Below are 15,754 nucleotides of genomic sequence, written 5' to 3' on the forward strand. Positions count from 1 at the left end.
TCGGTTTTTATCTTTTATAACATCCTGAAATCATCTGTTTATTAAAAAAATAAATTTCGATTTAGGCAATAACTATTTTAAAAAATAATATATCATGATTGTTTACGGAACACGAACTGTAAAAACAAAAAAGGAGCAATCAAACAATATATCTTGTGCAGACTGCAAAAAAACACATACTACTCAAATTCAGTATTACCAAAAATATTATCACATTTGGTTTATCCCTATTATACCTCTTTCCCGCTCAGGAGTAACCGTATGCACCAGCTGTGGATATAGTACTGATGACCATACTATGCCGTCTTCTTATACAAAAGAATACGAGACAAAACTTCCAGCTCCAAAAATATGGTTCTTTACTGGTTTAATAATTACAATACTACTTATAGCTGCTGTTTATCTGCATAAATTATATAACAGCCATTTAGCAAATTAACCTCTCTTCTTAACTTCAAATGCCAGATCTGGCAAGAATTAAGTATTACAATAAAATATTATGAAAAAAACATATAATTCAAGTGCATTAAATAGTAATTTATTAATGGCTGTTGCAATATTATGCCTAACAATTGGTGCAGCTTGTTTTTTCTTCTTGTTTAACCATTCTGCTGAGATATCAGAATTAGCAAACAAATCAAAAAAAAGCATTTTTCTTTTTCTAATTGGCGGTATTTTCTTTTTCGTATTATCACGCAAAATGTTACCAAAAGTAAACTTTGAACTTTCAGAAAATGATATTACAATTATAAATCGAAAAACTAAAAAAAGAAAACAGATTTCTATTAGAGATATTACAAATGAAGTAAGTTTTTATAGTGGCAAAATGTCATTATTAAATCTTGCATTTCAAAAAAATGATGGTGAAGAATGGTATATAATTAATTCGGATGTTAAAAATTATATGGAATTAATAAATCATTTTAAGAATCTTTATCACGAACAACGCACACCAATTTTGGCTGAGCAGCTAGACAACGGAAACAATATTGTTTTTAAAACATCAACGGATAATAACCCAATAATGAATCAAATGGTTCATGCACCTCTTTCAAGATTAAGCAAGTACAACAAAAATATAGTTTTATCTAAAACAAAAGTTATTATCAACAACAAAGACTTTTTATTTTCTGATATGAAAACCGTTACTCTTACCCAAGACGGCAATATCGCAGCATTTAGTAAAAACGGAGATGAAATGTTTATTGTTTTATATTCTCAAATGACAAGTCCTGATGTTTTTTTAGAACTTCTGAGAAAAGGTCTGCAAATAACTGCTTCATAATTCCTGCAATGGAGAGAATTTCATAAATTAAAATGTAAATTATTCTAAATGTAAATTCAAAAAACAGAAATAGTAAATAGCAACAGATGTAAAAAATCAAAACATAAATAAAAAGAATTATTTAATAAATAGAAAAATCCTAAATCAAATAAATTTGATTTAGGATTTTTTCTATTCTATGTTCCTTTGAACCTTTGTCCCTTTGAGCCTCTGAACCTCAAAAAACCTACTCTCTCTGCCTTCTCTTTCCTCCTTTTTCAGATCCTGTAAAGTTTCCGATTTTATAAGCCAGGGAAAACATTACATAACGTCTTAAAACAGTATTTTCTTCATCGCGAATTGCGGTTGCAGAAATAGTTCGTGTAGCACTTAAATTTTGGTTTAAAACATCATACACTTTTACTTTTGCATACAGTTTTTTATCAAAGAATCCGTAAGATAAACTGGTGTTCCATAGATAAAAATCTTTTTTGAAATCACCGGAAATATTCGAATTATAAGTATATCCAAAATCATTTCCGAAGATTAAATTTTCCGGCCAGTACGTTGTCGTCTGTAAATTGATTCGGTGAACCACATTTGAGGTCGCATCTCTTGAATAATTTTCATATTTCGACTGATTGTATGATAAATTATAAGATGGCGCAATAGTCAATATTTCTCCATAATCGTATGACATATAAACTTTTGGAGTAATCGAAGTTGATTTTGCATTGTACAAAACAGCATTTGTAAATCCTTTGTCAAAAGAATACCCTGCGTTTAATCCTAAACCGTATCGTAAAGTATGTGCTCCGCTTTTTACCGACTGATTCCAGTTTGCACCAATAGAGGCATTGTAAACGCCGGAAATATTTACATACGTTGTATTTCTTTTTCCACTTTCATCATAAATAGAAGTCGACACGATATCATTATCATAATAATCTCCTTTTAAATATAAACTGTAACCGGAACGTGAACGGAAATCGTAATTTTTGAAATTGAAATTTACACTACTTTTTTCAACCGGATACAAATTAGGATTTCCAACAATTGTATTTAGCGGATTGTTAAGGTTTACAACAGGCATTAACTGCGTTGCTGACGGCAGCGCGTTTGAATAATCATATTTAAGCGATAAATTTTTAGAACGCGTAAACTTGTATCTAAATATGGCTGTCGCAAATGGCAATGCATATTTTTTATTTAAATCTGTCGCATTATTTAAATATAACGAATGATTATCAAAATTTACGATTGAAGTTCGGCTGTCAAGATTTAATGTAAACTTGTTTTTTTGCAGCGTAATTCCAACTTTTGGCGTAACTGAATTTTGTACAGAACTTGTATAATTACTTAAAGACAAATTCAAGTCACTATATTCTTGTGTATCAGGATTGAAATTAAAAGTCTTTTCATCATTTACGCTAGTATTCCAATCAAAATCAGATCCAAATCTTACTCTTAAAGAATCGGTTATGGGTTCTGTATACTCGATATCTGCAGAATAAGCATCACTGCTGTTTTTCTTTTTTGTAGTCTGATTTCTTTCATCATTTGGCTGATTGTCCTGATAGAAAATTGTTTCAGAAAGATTCAAACCATTAGAATCCGTACTTGTATTATTATTGGTGAATACAAAACTTAGATTTCGGGATTTCTTTTCAAAAGTTTTATTAAAGTTGATTGTGTTGCCAAAATTAAAATTATCACTTTCAGAATATGATTTAGAATTGCTTTCGTTTAATGCATTTCCGTTTTCATCTTCAGAAGAACTTGATGAAGTCGAATTGCTGTTTGTTCGCGATTGATTCAGCTTTGGCGCCACCACAATTCGCATACTTGGATTAATTTTATATTCTAATTCAAAATTGACATTATTCCCGGTGCTTTCGTTTCTTGTTTTAGACTCTGCCTCAGTAATAATATTTCCAGTTGGCAAAAAACTAAGCTGATTTGATTTACTGTCGTTATTATTAATGGTATTCGAAAAGTTATAGCTTCCCATTGCCAGCAGATTTTTCGTCCAGTCGTCAGAATAATTAAGTCCCACTAAATTTGACTGTGTAATCCCCTTCCCGCTTCCGCCAGAATTTGTACTTCCACCTCTTCCGCTGCTGTTTCTCCCGCCCGACATATTATCAAAAACATCATCCATAGAAAATCCGGTTGCGTTGATATTATTGGAAGAAGCCAGCAAGCTTATTTTTTGTTTATTATTAAAATAATTCAGGTTTACATTGGCTTCATAACGATCATCTGTACCATAACCGCCCATTATTTTCCCGAAATATCCTTTGTTTTTCTTTTCATCAATAGTAATATTAATACTCGAAAAATCTGAAGTAGATTCTTGTTTTGCCAGTTCTTCTTTCTTGGTTTTAAAATCAGAAACCTGAATCTTTTTTATAATATCTGCCGGTAAATTTTTAATCGCAATGGCTCCGTCTTTATCAAAAAAGGTCTTTCCGTTTACTAAAACCTGATTGACCTCTCGCCCATTTACGGTAATTTTTCCATCATTATCGACATCAAATCCGGGCAATTGCTTTAGTAAAGTTTCGACATTAGAATCCGGACGGACTTTATATGACGCCGCATTAAATTCTAAAGTATCTTTTTTGATTGTTATGGGCGCTGCTTCTGTTTTAATAACAACATCATTTAAGGCGTTTACATTTTCAAGCATGTATATTTTACCAAAATCTTTACTTTCTGTAAGTCCTTTATATTCTTCAAAATAGGTTTGATATCCCATATAACTTACCTTCAAAAATACAGGTTTATCATATTTTTTGATATCCATTCTAAAAGCACCATTTTTATCTGTGGTGGCATATTCAATAACAGTAGAATCTTTAATTGTGGTGAAATAAACAGTTGCCATTTCCAGCGGCAATTGGGTATTAACATCTAAAATTGCCCCTCTAATAGTAATATCATTCTGCGAATGGGCTGTAAAGACAAAAAGGAAAAAAAACGAAAGAAATGAATAAATCTTAGTCATAAAAAATTTGGTTAGTTAGATGATTAGACTACATAAAAGCCAAAAGGTTTAATTGTAGTTTTTACATTTATTCAAATAGTATGCCATTTTAGCTTCTATTAAGGTAACAAAAAATATATCAAAAGCTTTATTATTATAAATAAATTATTGATTTTCAATATTTTAAACCCTTTAAAAAAGGGTAAAACCGCCCTTTTAAAAACAGTATTAAGCCTTACATCTATTTCATCAAAATACAAAAACTTTGCGACAACAATAAAGGAGAATTCAGAAAATCCTAAAACAGAGTATGACAGAAAAGTCGAAAACTGATAAGAGTAGGCAACTTAAAACCAATTACCATGAGAAATATTTTTAAAGGCTCCTTAAGAGGATATGTATGTGAAGATTGTCTTGAAGCCGTATCTGAAGTAGAAATTCTAATTTATCATCCATACAGAAATGCTAATTCTACTGCCAATGCGGCCTCAAATGTAAAAGAAACATTTCGTTTTGTTTCAAAAGAAGAAGCGAAACAAAGAGCAGAATTACTTGTTTATAAAGCAAAAACAGATGCAGAAGGTAATTTTCAAATTGAAGTTAGTGAAAATCATCTTGATTCAAGCTTCGATATTGATTTTGTGTGCGGCACTGTTCCGCCAAAACATCCAAAACCAAAAAGAGATGAAATAGTGCAGCTGCATATTACAACTTTCTCAATGCGTTTAGAGCTTGAAAAACAAGCAAAAGATGAAAAACACAGATGGGAATATGCTATTGCTTATAAATGGTGGTGCTATATTCGCGGACACTTTTTTGATGCTTGGGTTATCTGCGGTCATTTAATGAACTGTCAGACTAATAAACCAATTGCTAATGCGAAGGTTACGGCAATGGATGCCGATTTTTTTACCGATGATAATTTAGGAACGGCAACAACAGATTCAAACGGACATTTTAGAATTGATTATACTTCTGCCGATTTTAAAAAGACATTTTTATCGCCTTGGATTAACATAGAAACTGATCCAAGTTTTCTTTCTTTCCAGAGCGGGCCTGATGTTTATTTTAAAGCGGAATTAGGCGGTACAAAATTAGTTGACGAAACCAAAGCTGATGCACGCAAAAATGTTGGTTTTTGTTTATGCGTAAATTTATGTTCTGATGTAAATGTGGTAGATCCAAACGATCCTAATTTCCCAAGTGCGTGGACAGGAATTGGAGCTGCTTTTAGTTCTTCATACGGATCAAGCTCTTATGATTTTGATGCTGATGGTTTTGCCGGAGCTGGTAAAAACGTTTTATACTCTGTTATACGATTAACGGGACAAGCTGCCTTGAAATCAGGTTCAGGAAACCCTATCGAATACCGCTTTAGAGTGAGCGACACAACAGCACCAAATAATACGGTTAGTTTACCAGAGTCTAATTTTACCAAAATTGTTGGTGTAACTCCTGGATTATTTACTTCAAGCATAGTTTCTAAACTAACCCGTAAAGTTTTCTCTTTTATTCTTAACGATATTTTTGTTTGGAGTGATCAAAGTGATTTTGATTCCGAAGGCTGGTTTGATGTTAATCATGCTATTGAAAGAACTTTAATTGCCGTGGGATTAACTCCTGCCGATTTAGCGCTTTATAATATTATTGAAGAAGATACGCTGATTTCGCTAAATACTACAGCACTTACAACAGCTCCGAGTATTCCGGCAAACAGTATCAATGCAGGACAGAATATTCCAGCTGGAAGCAAAATTCCGTTAGAAAAATTTGCTATCAGATTTGAAATCAGAGAAGTGATCGACAAGCCTTCTAATAATTTTGGTGTTATTGGCGGAAACGGAAAAACATTGAATTCTGTCGTGATGAATAATAATCCTATATATAGAAAATTATCTATTAAGGAATTAGACGAAAGCAGTCTTTGCAGTCCAATAAGCGGAACAATTCATGGACGATATACTGTTTATCATCCGTATTTAGCAGGCTGTAGTTTACACTTGAATAATAATAGCCATTCGGTTGAAAGAGATATTCTGGACGGTGTAATAAATGCACTTCCGGCTGTTGACGAAAGAACCAACAATAGTTCGCAGCTGAACAATCCTCCTGCAGATATGACGCGTTGTACATATACATTAAAACTGTATTCATCAACCAGAAAACATAATGGTGATTATGGAGATTCTGACGGCGGAACGCCTCTGGAACAATTATTCTTTTATGATGTTTAAAATCATTTTGTAAATCAAAAAAGCAGTATTTCGAATTTGAAATACTGCTTTTTTATTTTGATTAGATTCCTGAAAATCTATTTCTCTCTGATATAAATATCGATTGGAACTCCTGAGAAATCCCAGTTATCACGAATTTTATTTTCCAGATATCTTTTGTATGGTTCCTTAACGTATTGCGGCATATTAGCAAAAAACACGAACTGAGGCGTCTGCGTTGGTAATTGCATACAATATTTAATTTTTACATATTTTCCTTTTGTCGCTGGCGGAGGATAAGCTTCAATAACTTTCAACATATATTCGTTGAATTTTGAAGTTGCAATTCTTTGTTTTCTGCTTTCAAAAACCTGAACTGTAGCTTCTAAAGCTTTTAATAAACGTTGTTTTGTTAAAGCCGAAACGAATAAAATTGGCACATCTGTAAATGGCATTAATTCTTTACGAATTTTCTCTTCGTAATCGCGGCTTGACATGGTATCTTTTTCAACTAAATCCCATTTGTTTACTAAGATTACAACACCTTTACGGTTTTTCTCTGCCAGCCAAAAAATACTTTGATCCTGCCCTTCAAAACCACGAGTTGCATCAATTACTAATATACAAACGTCAGCATGCTCAATTGCTCTTACAGAACGCATTACCGAGTAAAACTCTAAATCTTCCTTAACTTTTGCTTTACGACGAATTCCCGCAGTATCAACCAAGTTAAATTCGAAACCAAAACGGTCAAATTTTGTATCAATTGCATCACGTGTTGTTCCTGCAATATCAGTTACAATATAACGATCCTGACCAATTAAGGCATTGATAAAACTAGATTTTCCAGCATTCGGGCGACCTACAACTGCAAAACGAGGTAATTCTTCTGTAACCTCAACAGGTTCTTTTTCTGGAAAAGCATCAATTAATGCATCTAATAAATCTCCAGTTCCGCTTCCAGAAATACTTGCGAAAGTAAAATAATCTCCTAAACCAAGATTATAAAACTCAATCGCATCTTTTTCACGCATTGCGTTATCTACTTTGTTTACAGCCAATAAAACTGGTTTTGTTACTTTACGAAGTAACTTTGCAACCGTTTCATCCATTGGCGTAATACCTTCTTCTACATCAACTACAAAAATAATAACATCTGCTTCGTCGATAGCAAGCTCTACTTGTTTACGGATTTCACCTTCAAATACGTCGTCAGATCCGCGAACGTATCCACCCGTATCAATAACAGAAAACTCTTTTCCGTTCCACTCGCTTTTACCATAGTTTCTATCACGGGTAACCCCAGATACTGAATCTACAATAGCTTCTCTTCTTTGTATCAGCCTATTAAAAAGGGTTGATTTCCCTACATTAGGTCTTCCTACTATCGCAACAATGTTATTCATTTTTTTGAATTTTAGATTTCAGATCTCAGATTTTAGATTTTTAGCTTCCTAAAAACCTAACCATCTGTAATCCAAAATGCTTTATTTTAATTTTTTGCAAAGGTAGTTAAAAAAGTGACTAAGTCGCTAAGTTTCTAAGTACCTAAGTTTTTATTGTTTTTGTTTCAAGTTTCAGGTTTCAAGTTGAGCCCTGATGTTCAACTTGAAACCTGAAACTTGAAACAATTAAACTCTATTGATTATAACCAAATCGTTTCAACATATTCGCATTGCTTCTCCAGTCTTTATTCACTTTTACGTAAAGCTCAATGTGAATTTGTTTTCCGAAGAATTTCTCTAAATCGGCACGGGCCTCGGTTCCAACTTTCTTTAGTGCTGCACCTTTATGACCAATGATAATTCCTTTTTGAGTATCGCGTTCGACCATAATTACAGAACGAATTCTAATAATTTTCTCGTCTTCATGAAATTCTTCTGTTACAATTTCTACTGCATACGGAATTTCTTTACTATAATTCAATAAGATTTTTTCACGAATGGTTTCGTTTACAAAGAAACGTTCCGGTTTGTCTGTTAATTGATCTTTTGGATAATAAGGTGGAGATTCTGGAAGCAATTCGATAATTCGTCCAAAAACTTCCGGAACATTAAAATTCTGTAAAGCCGAGATTGGGAAAATTTCAGCGTTTGGCAGTTTTTCTTTCCAAAAACCAACCTGTTCTTCTAATTGTTCCTGATTTGAGTTGTCGATTTTATTCAGTAATAGTAAAACCGGGATTTTAGCATAAAAGATTTTATTAAAGAAATCTTCATCTTTTAAGTTCTGCTCCCCTATTTCGACCATGTAAATTAAAACATCAGCATCTTCAAAAGCCGACTTTACGAAGTTCATCATCGACTCCTGCATTTCATAAGCCGGTTTTATAATTCCGGGAGTATCTGAAAGTACCATTTGAAAATCTTCGCCATTTACGATTCCCAAGATTCTATGACGTGTTGTTTGTGCTTTTGATGTTATGATTGATAATCTTTCTCCAACAAAGGCATTCATTAGTGTCGATTTTCCAACATTTGGATTCCCGATTATGTTTACAAAACCTGCTTTATGTGACATTTGCGTATTATTTATTTTGCAAAGGTAGTCATATCAAGTTAATACAGAAAATAAAACATTTTTTAAAATTTTCGTTGGAATTCTCAAAAATCGGCGTATCTTTGCACCCGAAACATCGCGGGATAGAGCAGTAGGCAGCTCGTCGGGCTCATAACCCGAAGGTCACAGGTTCGAGTCCTGTTCCCGCTACTAATTGGGACAAAGAAGAAAATTTCTTCTTTGTCCCTTTTTTATTTAGCCCTATCAGCCTGTTAATACTGTAGATGAGATGCACCACTTCATTTACTCTAGCGGTTCGAAACCCGTTTTCTGAGATCGTAAAATTCTCGGGAAAAATCGAACCTAATAAATCTCTCGATTCAATCCAGTTGCCATTTTCATAATATTCGTTAAGCTTCATTAGATTCTCAACTCCTGCTTTTAAAAGCTCTTCGATATCTTTATTTTCATCATCAATGCCAGATAATTTAAGTTCAAGCCTTCTTACCATCTCACCGTAATCTGACTTCATCTCTCTGTAGTCCGAAGCATCTATCTGCTTTGTTGCGAGAAGATCTCTTGCATTTGAGATTCTGGTTTCATAATCTTTGATCTGGCTTATGATTTTAGTTTTTTCTTCCAAGACATCCTTAATCTGTTCTTTATAACAGTCGCCTATGACATTGGCATAGATATTTTTAATTTCAGGAATAGGAACATATTTTTTCAGGTTTTGTATAAATATCTCATTGGCTGTTTCCGAATTAATCCTGTATCTGCAACCTGCACTGCAATGATAATATGGATAATATTTATGTCGTCCTTTAGATATGCTTCCAGTCAATATTTTCCCGCAGTCGGGACAGATAAAAAAACCTCTCAGCGGAAAAGGCTTGGCTGAAAGAGTTTTTGGAAGATATTTGCGGGATCTTCCGTCAAGCACATCCTGAACTTTATAGAAAAGTATTTCCGAAATTAAAGCTTCGTGCTGTCCTCTCACTAAAGTGCGTTCCTCTTCCTTATATTTAGGAACTTCTATCTTTCCACAGTAAAGAGGATTGCGGATCGCTCTCCAAAAATGGTTCTTGCCTGCTTTAAGCCCCTTTTCTTTTGCCATGTGAAGCACCTGTTCCGTATTGAAAATTCCTTTGGAAAGTTCTTCAAAAGCCCATTTTAAAATAGAGGCTTCTGGCTGGTCGAATGCAATATATTTTGTGCCATCTTCTTTTACTCGGTTAACATATCCAATGGGAGCAATTCCCATGTATCTTCCCTCTTTTCTAGCTCTTCTCATTCCGTGAAAGGTATTCAGGGCTCTACGGTCATTCTCCACCTCGGGAGCAGCCAGATAAAAAGCCAGCATCATTTTATTCTCAGGTATTGATAGATCCAAAGGCTGTTCTATTGCCTGAGGCTCAACTCCCAATTTTCTGAGGATACTAATCATCTGGTATGCATCTCCCGCATTTCTGCTGAACCTGTCCCATTTGGTAAACAGGAGAAGATCGGTTTTATTCTTATGCTTCTTTAAATCCGCAAGCAGTTTCTTCCACTGCGGACGGTTGAATGTCTTTGCCGAATGGTCTTCATAAATAACATGTCTTATTTCAACTGCATTTATTTCGCAGTACTTGCGAAGCATTTCTTCCTGATTTCTCTGTGAGTAGCCCCTGTCTGCCTGCTCATCGGTACTCACTCTCACGTATAGGTCTGCTATTCTTCTCATCTTTTCTCTTTAAATAGTTTGAAACTGCCATATTTGCCAGTTTTCTTAAAAATTCTAAAATCATTCCCGCCTGTTCCAGCGTCACTTCCACTCCTTCATCTTTCAGCATTTTTCTGGTCTTTTCTGCCGTCATTTTTCCTCTTTCTTCTCTTCCATCTTTCTCCATTTGAAATTCCTCTTCATTAAAAAAAGACCGAGCCTCGGTCTTTTTTGTTCCACAATCACTGTCCGCTCTAAAGTTAAAAAACTTTTTTCATTTTATCCTGATCAAAATATGGTGGGGATAATACAAATATAAAACCTAATCCACTGAGGATCATAAGCAAAATTTACCTATTATAACTCAATCCTTTTTCAGATTATTATAAAGATAAGCCTCTTTTCTCTCAATGTCATGGACATAATATGTACATAAAAATAGTTCTGCTACTATTGACAAACTTCTTTAGCATAGCATTCAATTAACTTCACTCTTCTCATTCAGCATTCTGTATATTTCATCCAAAACCTCTATTTCGGCACTTGGAATTAATTGAAGAGCAAGTTCCAGAACAGAGCCTATGTAAATATCCCTGTTATCAAGTTCGTCCGAATAAATGATATTCAGGCACATGCGGATAAGATTCACTCCCAGACATGTCATATCTGCGTAACCATAAAATTTTATCTCACGTATTGATTCACCGCCTTTGTCCCCAGCAGGTTTCAGCAGTTTAAAATGATAGGATGCAAAATCTTTAAATTCTTCCAGTGTTTTTATTTTATCAGTTTCCATAATTTTAAATATTAAAACTTAATGTAGTCTATTCTGTTTCTTCTTTATTTTCTGAAAACAGATCCGTAATCTCATTTAAAAATTCAAGTTCATCAACTGGAAATAATTGCAGTGCAATTCCCAGTATAAGCCCAACATCAATGTATTGGTTTTGAATCGTAGGCGGAACTTCTGCGCTGTCCTGATCTAAAGCGATAATGCAGAGCTTCATTAGGTTTCTAACAACTGAACCAAGTTCGCAATAGCCATAAACCCTGATCTCTGCATTATACATCCCTCTTTTATCCTCTGCTTTTTTCAGGGTATTAAGCAGTTTTCCGCTTAACCCCCTGATGTCTTCCAGTTTTTTGATTTCATCAGTTTTCATGACTTTGGCTTTTATGCTGATAAAGCTTCTTCCAGATGAATTCTCTCAAGCCTCTCCAGTTCTTTCTGAATCAGAACTTCTGCCTCTTTCATAAAATCACGGCATCTGTCTTCCATCAGCCCATAGTACAGATAATCAAAACTGTTCCTTCTGCTGAATCGAAGCGTGTTTGGGTTCTTTTTCAGAAGCTTGAACATATTTTTTTCATCCCTGCTGTTTCGGGGAAAGTATTCAGAAGTCAAGCTCGTGAAGTATTCGCAAAGCTCAAATAAGTAGCCAAGAGAAAAATGATTAGGAGTATATCCCAGAAATACCCTTATAAGGGAAAGGCAGGTCTGTTCCACTATCTGATGAAGGGAACTCATTCTGACTTCATAGGAAAAATACTGGTCATTATTGTAAATAAGATCCCAGATCGATGCAGAAACACTGCTTCTGTCTCCAGCATATAATGTGGTGCTTTTTACATGGCGTATCCCAGAATGAATGTCAATTTTAGGATGCTTTTCGGCATCAATAAACAGAGCCTGCGAACTCCTAATAATATTACATAAGAATAACTGCTGGTCGCCGTATAATTTCACAATATTTCGCACGCTGTGCATGAGGATGGTCACTGTTATCAGGCCTTTCGATCTGCCCTTTATCTTATCGGTAATATCATTGGCAATGTTATCCTCGAACTCTTCCGCTATGACCAGCAGATAAAGATGGACATGCTTTTCTTTTTTAATGGGCTTTTGAAAAGGCTCATTAAAAGTATTACTGCTTTTCTTCTCTGCAAAACAGTAAATGCCTATCGGATCGATGTTCTGCGAAATAACTCGATAAATTAAATCGGATGTGGTGTTTTGGATTGCTTTCATAATTTTACTCATTTTAGTTAATACTTGTCTGAAAAATTGTATTTTTGTTTAACACACAGGCAAGTAAGCAATTACTTGTACCGTACCGTATCAAATTTTACCGTACCGTACATGAGATTTTTTGTATCATACATGAATCCCGCTTTTTTATTGTTAATTATTATCTTTGAACTATGAGTACACTAACAAAACCAAACCACATGGGGCGCAAAATCAGCCGTATCCGTGAACTGAAAGACATGAAACAGGAAGCGCTCGCGCAGGCTATGGGTACAAACCAGCAGACTGTTTCGATATTAGAAAATAGTGAAGATATCGACGATGAAAAATTAGCAGAAGTAGCAAAAGCCTTGGGAGTAACTGTAGAAGCAATTAAGAATTTTTCTGATGAAGGTGTGATTAATTATTTCAACACTTTTAATGAAGCCGTTGCAAATAATAATTTTGGGCGACAAGATACAATTAACTTTAATCCTATCGACAAGGTTGTTGAGCTTTATGAACGATTAGTTCAAGCAGAAAAAGATAAGGTTGAATATTTGGAAAAATTACTAAAAGGGAAATAAGCCATTACAAAGGACATATTGATTCACAAAAAAAGAGGCTTAACAGTCTCTTTTTTTTTACAATAGCTCTCGTTGTTGTTTTAATTTATTCAAATACTGCTTATATCCTTTAAATTCTTTATCAGAAGAATTTAATTGAAGTATAAAATTTATTTTTCCTAACAAATGCTCGAGATAATTTGATTGCAATATCTTTTGATGTTTCATATGATCTTCCAATCCGAATTTTTGTATATAATACATTGTTTGTCTTAATTCATTTCTTTTATGAAAAACAACCTGAGGCTTCTCGTTTACAACAATACCTGTAACAGTTTGTCGAGAACCTTGCTTCATAAGTTTAACTTTTTTATAATTTATCTCTAAATTCATTTCGGCGATAATTGAACTTACAACATTCATTAGTTCATTTTCATCGAAATTACCCGAAAAACTCAAATCATCAGCATAACGAGTATATCTTATTTTCTTTTCTAAACAATAATTTGCTATAATTTCATCAGCTTTTATCATATAAATATTAGAAAGATAAGGACTGGTAGGAGAACCTTGAGGCAAACAATTTTCTTTACAACATAACTTTGCTAATAAATTAGCAATTAATCTCGAATAACCTAAATTCAAAAAAATTTCATTAACACAGTCAAGTGTAATTGACGGAAAGAAATTTTTTAAATCAATTGTAAAAACTTTAGCTTGCTTCTTATGAAACTTAAGATTTTCCATAAGCTTAACATTTTGTTTATAAGCTTTAGCATATGAACTTACTTTAACTTCATTTAAAATATTTTCAAGAATCCAAACTTGTATTTCCTTTAAACTTGGCAAGGGTTCGGATATTATTCTATATGTTTTATTTTTTTTTAAGATTTTGTAATCATTGTAATAAAACGAAGTATATGTTACTGCTCTCTTAAGGTATTTTGTTTTGTACCCAACTAATCCAGAAAGATGGGAAGTGTTATAAATTACTGGTAGATTTTTATTTATTAAAGGTTCAGCATAATCTAAACATCTTTGAATGTTTAATTCAGAATACCCTGCTGAAATAGCCGCTTTTATAAATTCTTGTTTGTAGTATGCAAATTCCATTTTAGTTCTTTAATTGAATGTGGAACAAAGTCCCACATTCAAATTATGATTAAAGATTTTAAAGTTCTGGAGCTCTGCGGAGGAACTTTAAAATCTTAACGCTTGAAAAAGCATTCAATTACAGAACAGTGACCTCACGGTTCCGGTGTCGTATAACCGACACGATTTAATATTTTAAGTTAAAATGTTAACGCATTTTGTCTAGGTAAAAATATAGAATTTTTTTCTATTTTGGGAATTTTATTTTCAACATCAATTTCAATCCACTCTTCTTTATTTGTTTTCTTATAGTGCTTCTCCAAAACTTCGAAACTTTCTAATCCTAGCTCTGTCAGAACTATTTTATTTTCAACATTTGTAATTAAGCCTTTTTGTATAGCTTGATTCGTATATTCAGCTATTTGATTAAATGTTATTCCTATACGAGTCAGCTTTTTAACAGAACCACTCTTTTTTATAACATCGAGAAGTAAATATAAATTATTATCCATTTTAAATTCTTGAAAAGGGTGCATCATATTTTTTACTATCTTTTTTATATTCTTTCCAGAAAATAGGAAATGTATTATCAGGAGTGCGAGATAATGTTATTAATGCTTCAGACTCATTATATCCAAATCTAAAGTGATTAGCTGGTATTAAATTTTCAATTTCTTGCATAACTTTCACCTTTTCTTCTAATTCAGGAGAAGAATAAAAATCACTTATTCCTTTTCTTTGTATAAAGTCAGTATAAAGAGAAATGCCTTGCTCTTTTAAAAATTCTACTGATTCTTGCTGTGATGCCAAAGAAATTACGGTTATCATTTCTGGTTTGATACTTGTATTCTTCAATACTTCTGCAACTGAAGCCTTAACAGTTTCTCCAGATCCTAAATAGTCATCTAGCAAATAAATTCTCTCATTTTTTTTAATCTTAAAGTCTTTTTGATGAAGTTTTTCGTATTGTTCAAGATACTCAAATTCTATCGTTTTAAACTTTGGCAACAATCCTTTAAGACCTTTTATAATATACAATACAGTATTTCCACTTTTAGTATCATCTTCATGCTCAGGCTTTATAACTGGAAAAATAGTAATTTTAGAAACATCTACCAATTCACTATCATTAATTCTATTAAAAATATTTAAAAGCCTACCTTGGTATTCTGCCAAAGTAATCCAAGTGTAACGCTCAGCTAGCTCAAAAATAAGATTTCTCTGTACCTCCGTTAAGTTTAATAATAAATTGCAAAAATTAGTAAATACTATAGTATTTCCGTCATTACCGTGCCATTTCTTGACATTAAAAATTGAGTGTATTTTAGCTATTACTTCAATATCCATAGATAACAAATATAAAAATAAATTAGTACAAATTCCTTTGCAAGATAAAACATTGTAAGGGATGAATACTT

At 33.3% G+C, this 15,754-nt stretch carries 15 protein-coding genes and 1 tRNA gene; 5 read left to right on the plus strand and 11 right to left on the minus strand.

What is annotated here, in order from left to right:
- The first annotated feature begins 94 nt into the window (after positions 1-94).
- Both ACODSB_RS17060 and ACODSB_RS17065 read left to right on the plus strand, forming a co-directional pair.
- Positions 95-439, plus strand: coding sequence for a zinc-ribbon domain-containing protein (locus ACODSB_RS17060; RefSeq protein WP_488937925.1), 345 nt, complete (start codon positions 95-97; stop codon positions 437-439).
- Between the two features lie 60 nt (positions 440-499).
- Positions 500-1,285, plus strand: coding sequence for a hypothetical protein (locus ACODSB_RS17065; protein ID WP_488937926.1), 786 nt, complete (start codon positions 500-502; stop codon positions 1,283-1,285).
- Between the two features lie 226 nt (positions 1,286-1,511).
- Here ACODSB_RS17065 and ACODSB_RS17070 read toward each other — a convergent pair whose 3' ends face one another.
- Positions 1,512-4,274 carry an outer membrane beta-barrel protein gene (locus ACODSB_RS17070; RefSeq protein ID WP_488937927.1) on the minus strand — a complete coding sequence of 921 codons (2,763 nt, stop codon included), beginning with the start codon at positions 4,272-4,274 and terminating at the stop codon, positions 1,512-1,514.
- Positions 4,275-4,615: 341 nt separating this feature from the next.
- Here ACODSB_RS17070 and ACODSB_RS17075 point away from each other — a divergent pair, with 341 nt between their 5' ends.
- Positions 4,616-6,487, plus strand: a complete 1,872-nt coding sequence (locus ACODSB_RS17075) for a transthyretin-like family protein (protein ID WP_488937928.1) — start codon at positions 4,616-4,618, stop codon at positions 6,485-6,487.
- A 77-nt stretch (positions 6,488-6,564) separates the two neighbouring features.
- Here ACODSB_RS17075 and der read toward each other — a convergent pair whose 3' ends face one another.
- On the minus strand, positions 6,565-7,872 hold the full coding sequence (der, locus tag ACODSB_RS17080) for a ribosome biogenesis GTPase Der (protein WP_053470548.1): 1,308 nt from the start codon (positions 7,870-7,872) through the stop codon (positions 6,565-6,567).
- Between the two features lie 232 nt (positions 7,873-8,104).
- Positions 8,105-8,986 carry a GTPase Era gene (gene era, locus ACODSB_RS17085; protein WP_053470550.1) on the minus strand — a complete coding sequence of 294 codons (882 nt, stop codon included), beginning with the start codon at positions 8,984-8,986 and terminating at the stop codon, positions 8,105-8,107.
- Positions 8,987-9,102: 116 nt separating this feature from the next.
- Here era and ACODSB_RS17090 point away from each other — a divergent pair.
- A tRNA-Met gene (locus ACODSB_RS17090) sits at positions 9,103-9,175 on the plus strand.
- Here ACODSB_RS17090 and ACODSB_RS17095 read toward each other — a convergent pair.
- From ACODSB_RS17095 to ACODSB_RS17115, 5 genes are all read right to left on the minus strand, one after another.
- Positions 9,135-10,691 carry a recombinase family protein gene (locus tag ACODSB_RS17095; RefSeq protein ID WP_488937974.1) on the minus strand — a complete coding sequence of 519 codons (1,557 nt, stop codon included), beginning with the start codon at positions 10,689-10,691 and terminating at the stop codon, positions 9,135-9,137. The two genes, ACODSB_RS17090 and ACODSB_RS17095, sit on opposite strands and share 41 nt — an antisense overlap.
- On the minus strand, positions 10,648-10,857 hold the full coding sequence (locus tag ACODSB_RS17100) for a hypothetical protein (RefSeq protein ID WP_129746339.1): 210 nt from the start codon (positions 10,855-10,857) through the stop codon (positions 10,648-10,650). The genes ACODSB_RS17095 and ACODSB_RS17100 overlap by 44 nt, the downstream gene beginning before the upstream one ends.
- Before the next feature lie 291 nt (positions 10,858-11,148).
- Entirely contained in the window at positions 11,149-11,466 is a 318-nt protein-coding gene (locus ACODSB_RS17105; RefSeq protein ID WP_331138646.1) for a hypothetical protein, read from the minus strand.
- 28 nt (positions 11,467-11,494) lie between these two features.
- Positions 11,495-11,833, minus strand: coding sequence for a hypothetical protein (locus tag ACODSB_RS17110; RefSeq protein ID WP_488937929.1), 339 nt, complete (start codon positions 11,831-11,833; stop codon positions 11,495-11,497).
- Positions 11,834-11,844: 11 nt separating this feature from the next.
- Positions 11,845-12,699 (minus strand): hypothetical protein, encoded by an 855-nt coding sequence (locus tag ACODSB_RS17115; RefSeq protein WP_488937930.1) that lies wholly within the window; start codon positions 12,697-12,699, stop codon positions 11,845-11,847.
- A 173-nt stretch (positions 12,700-12,872) separates the two neighbouring features.
- Between ACODSB_RS17115 and ACODSB_RS17120 the strand changes: the two genes are divergently transcribed.
- Entirely contained in the window at positions 12,873-13,265 is a 393-nt protein-coding gene (locus ACODSB_RS17120) for a helix-turn-helix domain-containing protein (protein WP_488937931.1), read from the plus strand.
- Between the two features lie 57 nt (positions 13,266-13,322).
- Here the strand turns inward: ACODSB_RS17120 and ACODSB_RS17125 are convergent, their stop codons facing one another.
- The 3 genes from ACODSB_RS17125 to ACODSB_RS17135 form a co-directional block, all read right to left on the minus strand.
- Complete coding sequence (locus ACODSB_RS17125; protein WP_488937932.1) at positions 13,323-14,357, minus strand: reverse transcriptase domain-containing protein; 1,035 nt, start codon at positions 14,355-14,357, stop codon at positions 13,323-13,325.
- A gap of 179 nt (positions 14,358-14,536) precedes the next feature.
- Entirely contained in the window at positions 14,537-14,848 is a 312-nt protein-coding gene (locus ACODSB_RS17130) for a hypothetical protein (RefSeq protein WP_488937933.1), read from the minus strand.
- 1 nt (position 14,849) lies between these two features.
- Positions 14,850-15,683 (minus strand): phosphoribosyltransferase-like protein, encoded by an 834-nt coding sequence (locus tag ACODSB_RS17135; protein WP_488937934.1) that lies wholly within the window; start codon positions 15,681-15,683, stop codon positions 14,850-14,852.
- Positions 15,684-15,754: the final 71 nt, after the last annotated feature.

The organism is Flavobacterium sp. FG68 (genome assembly GCF_057808895.1).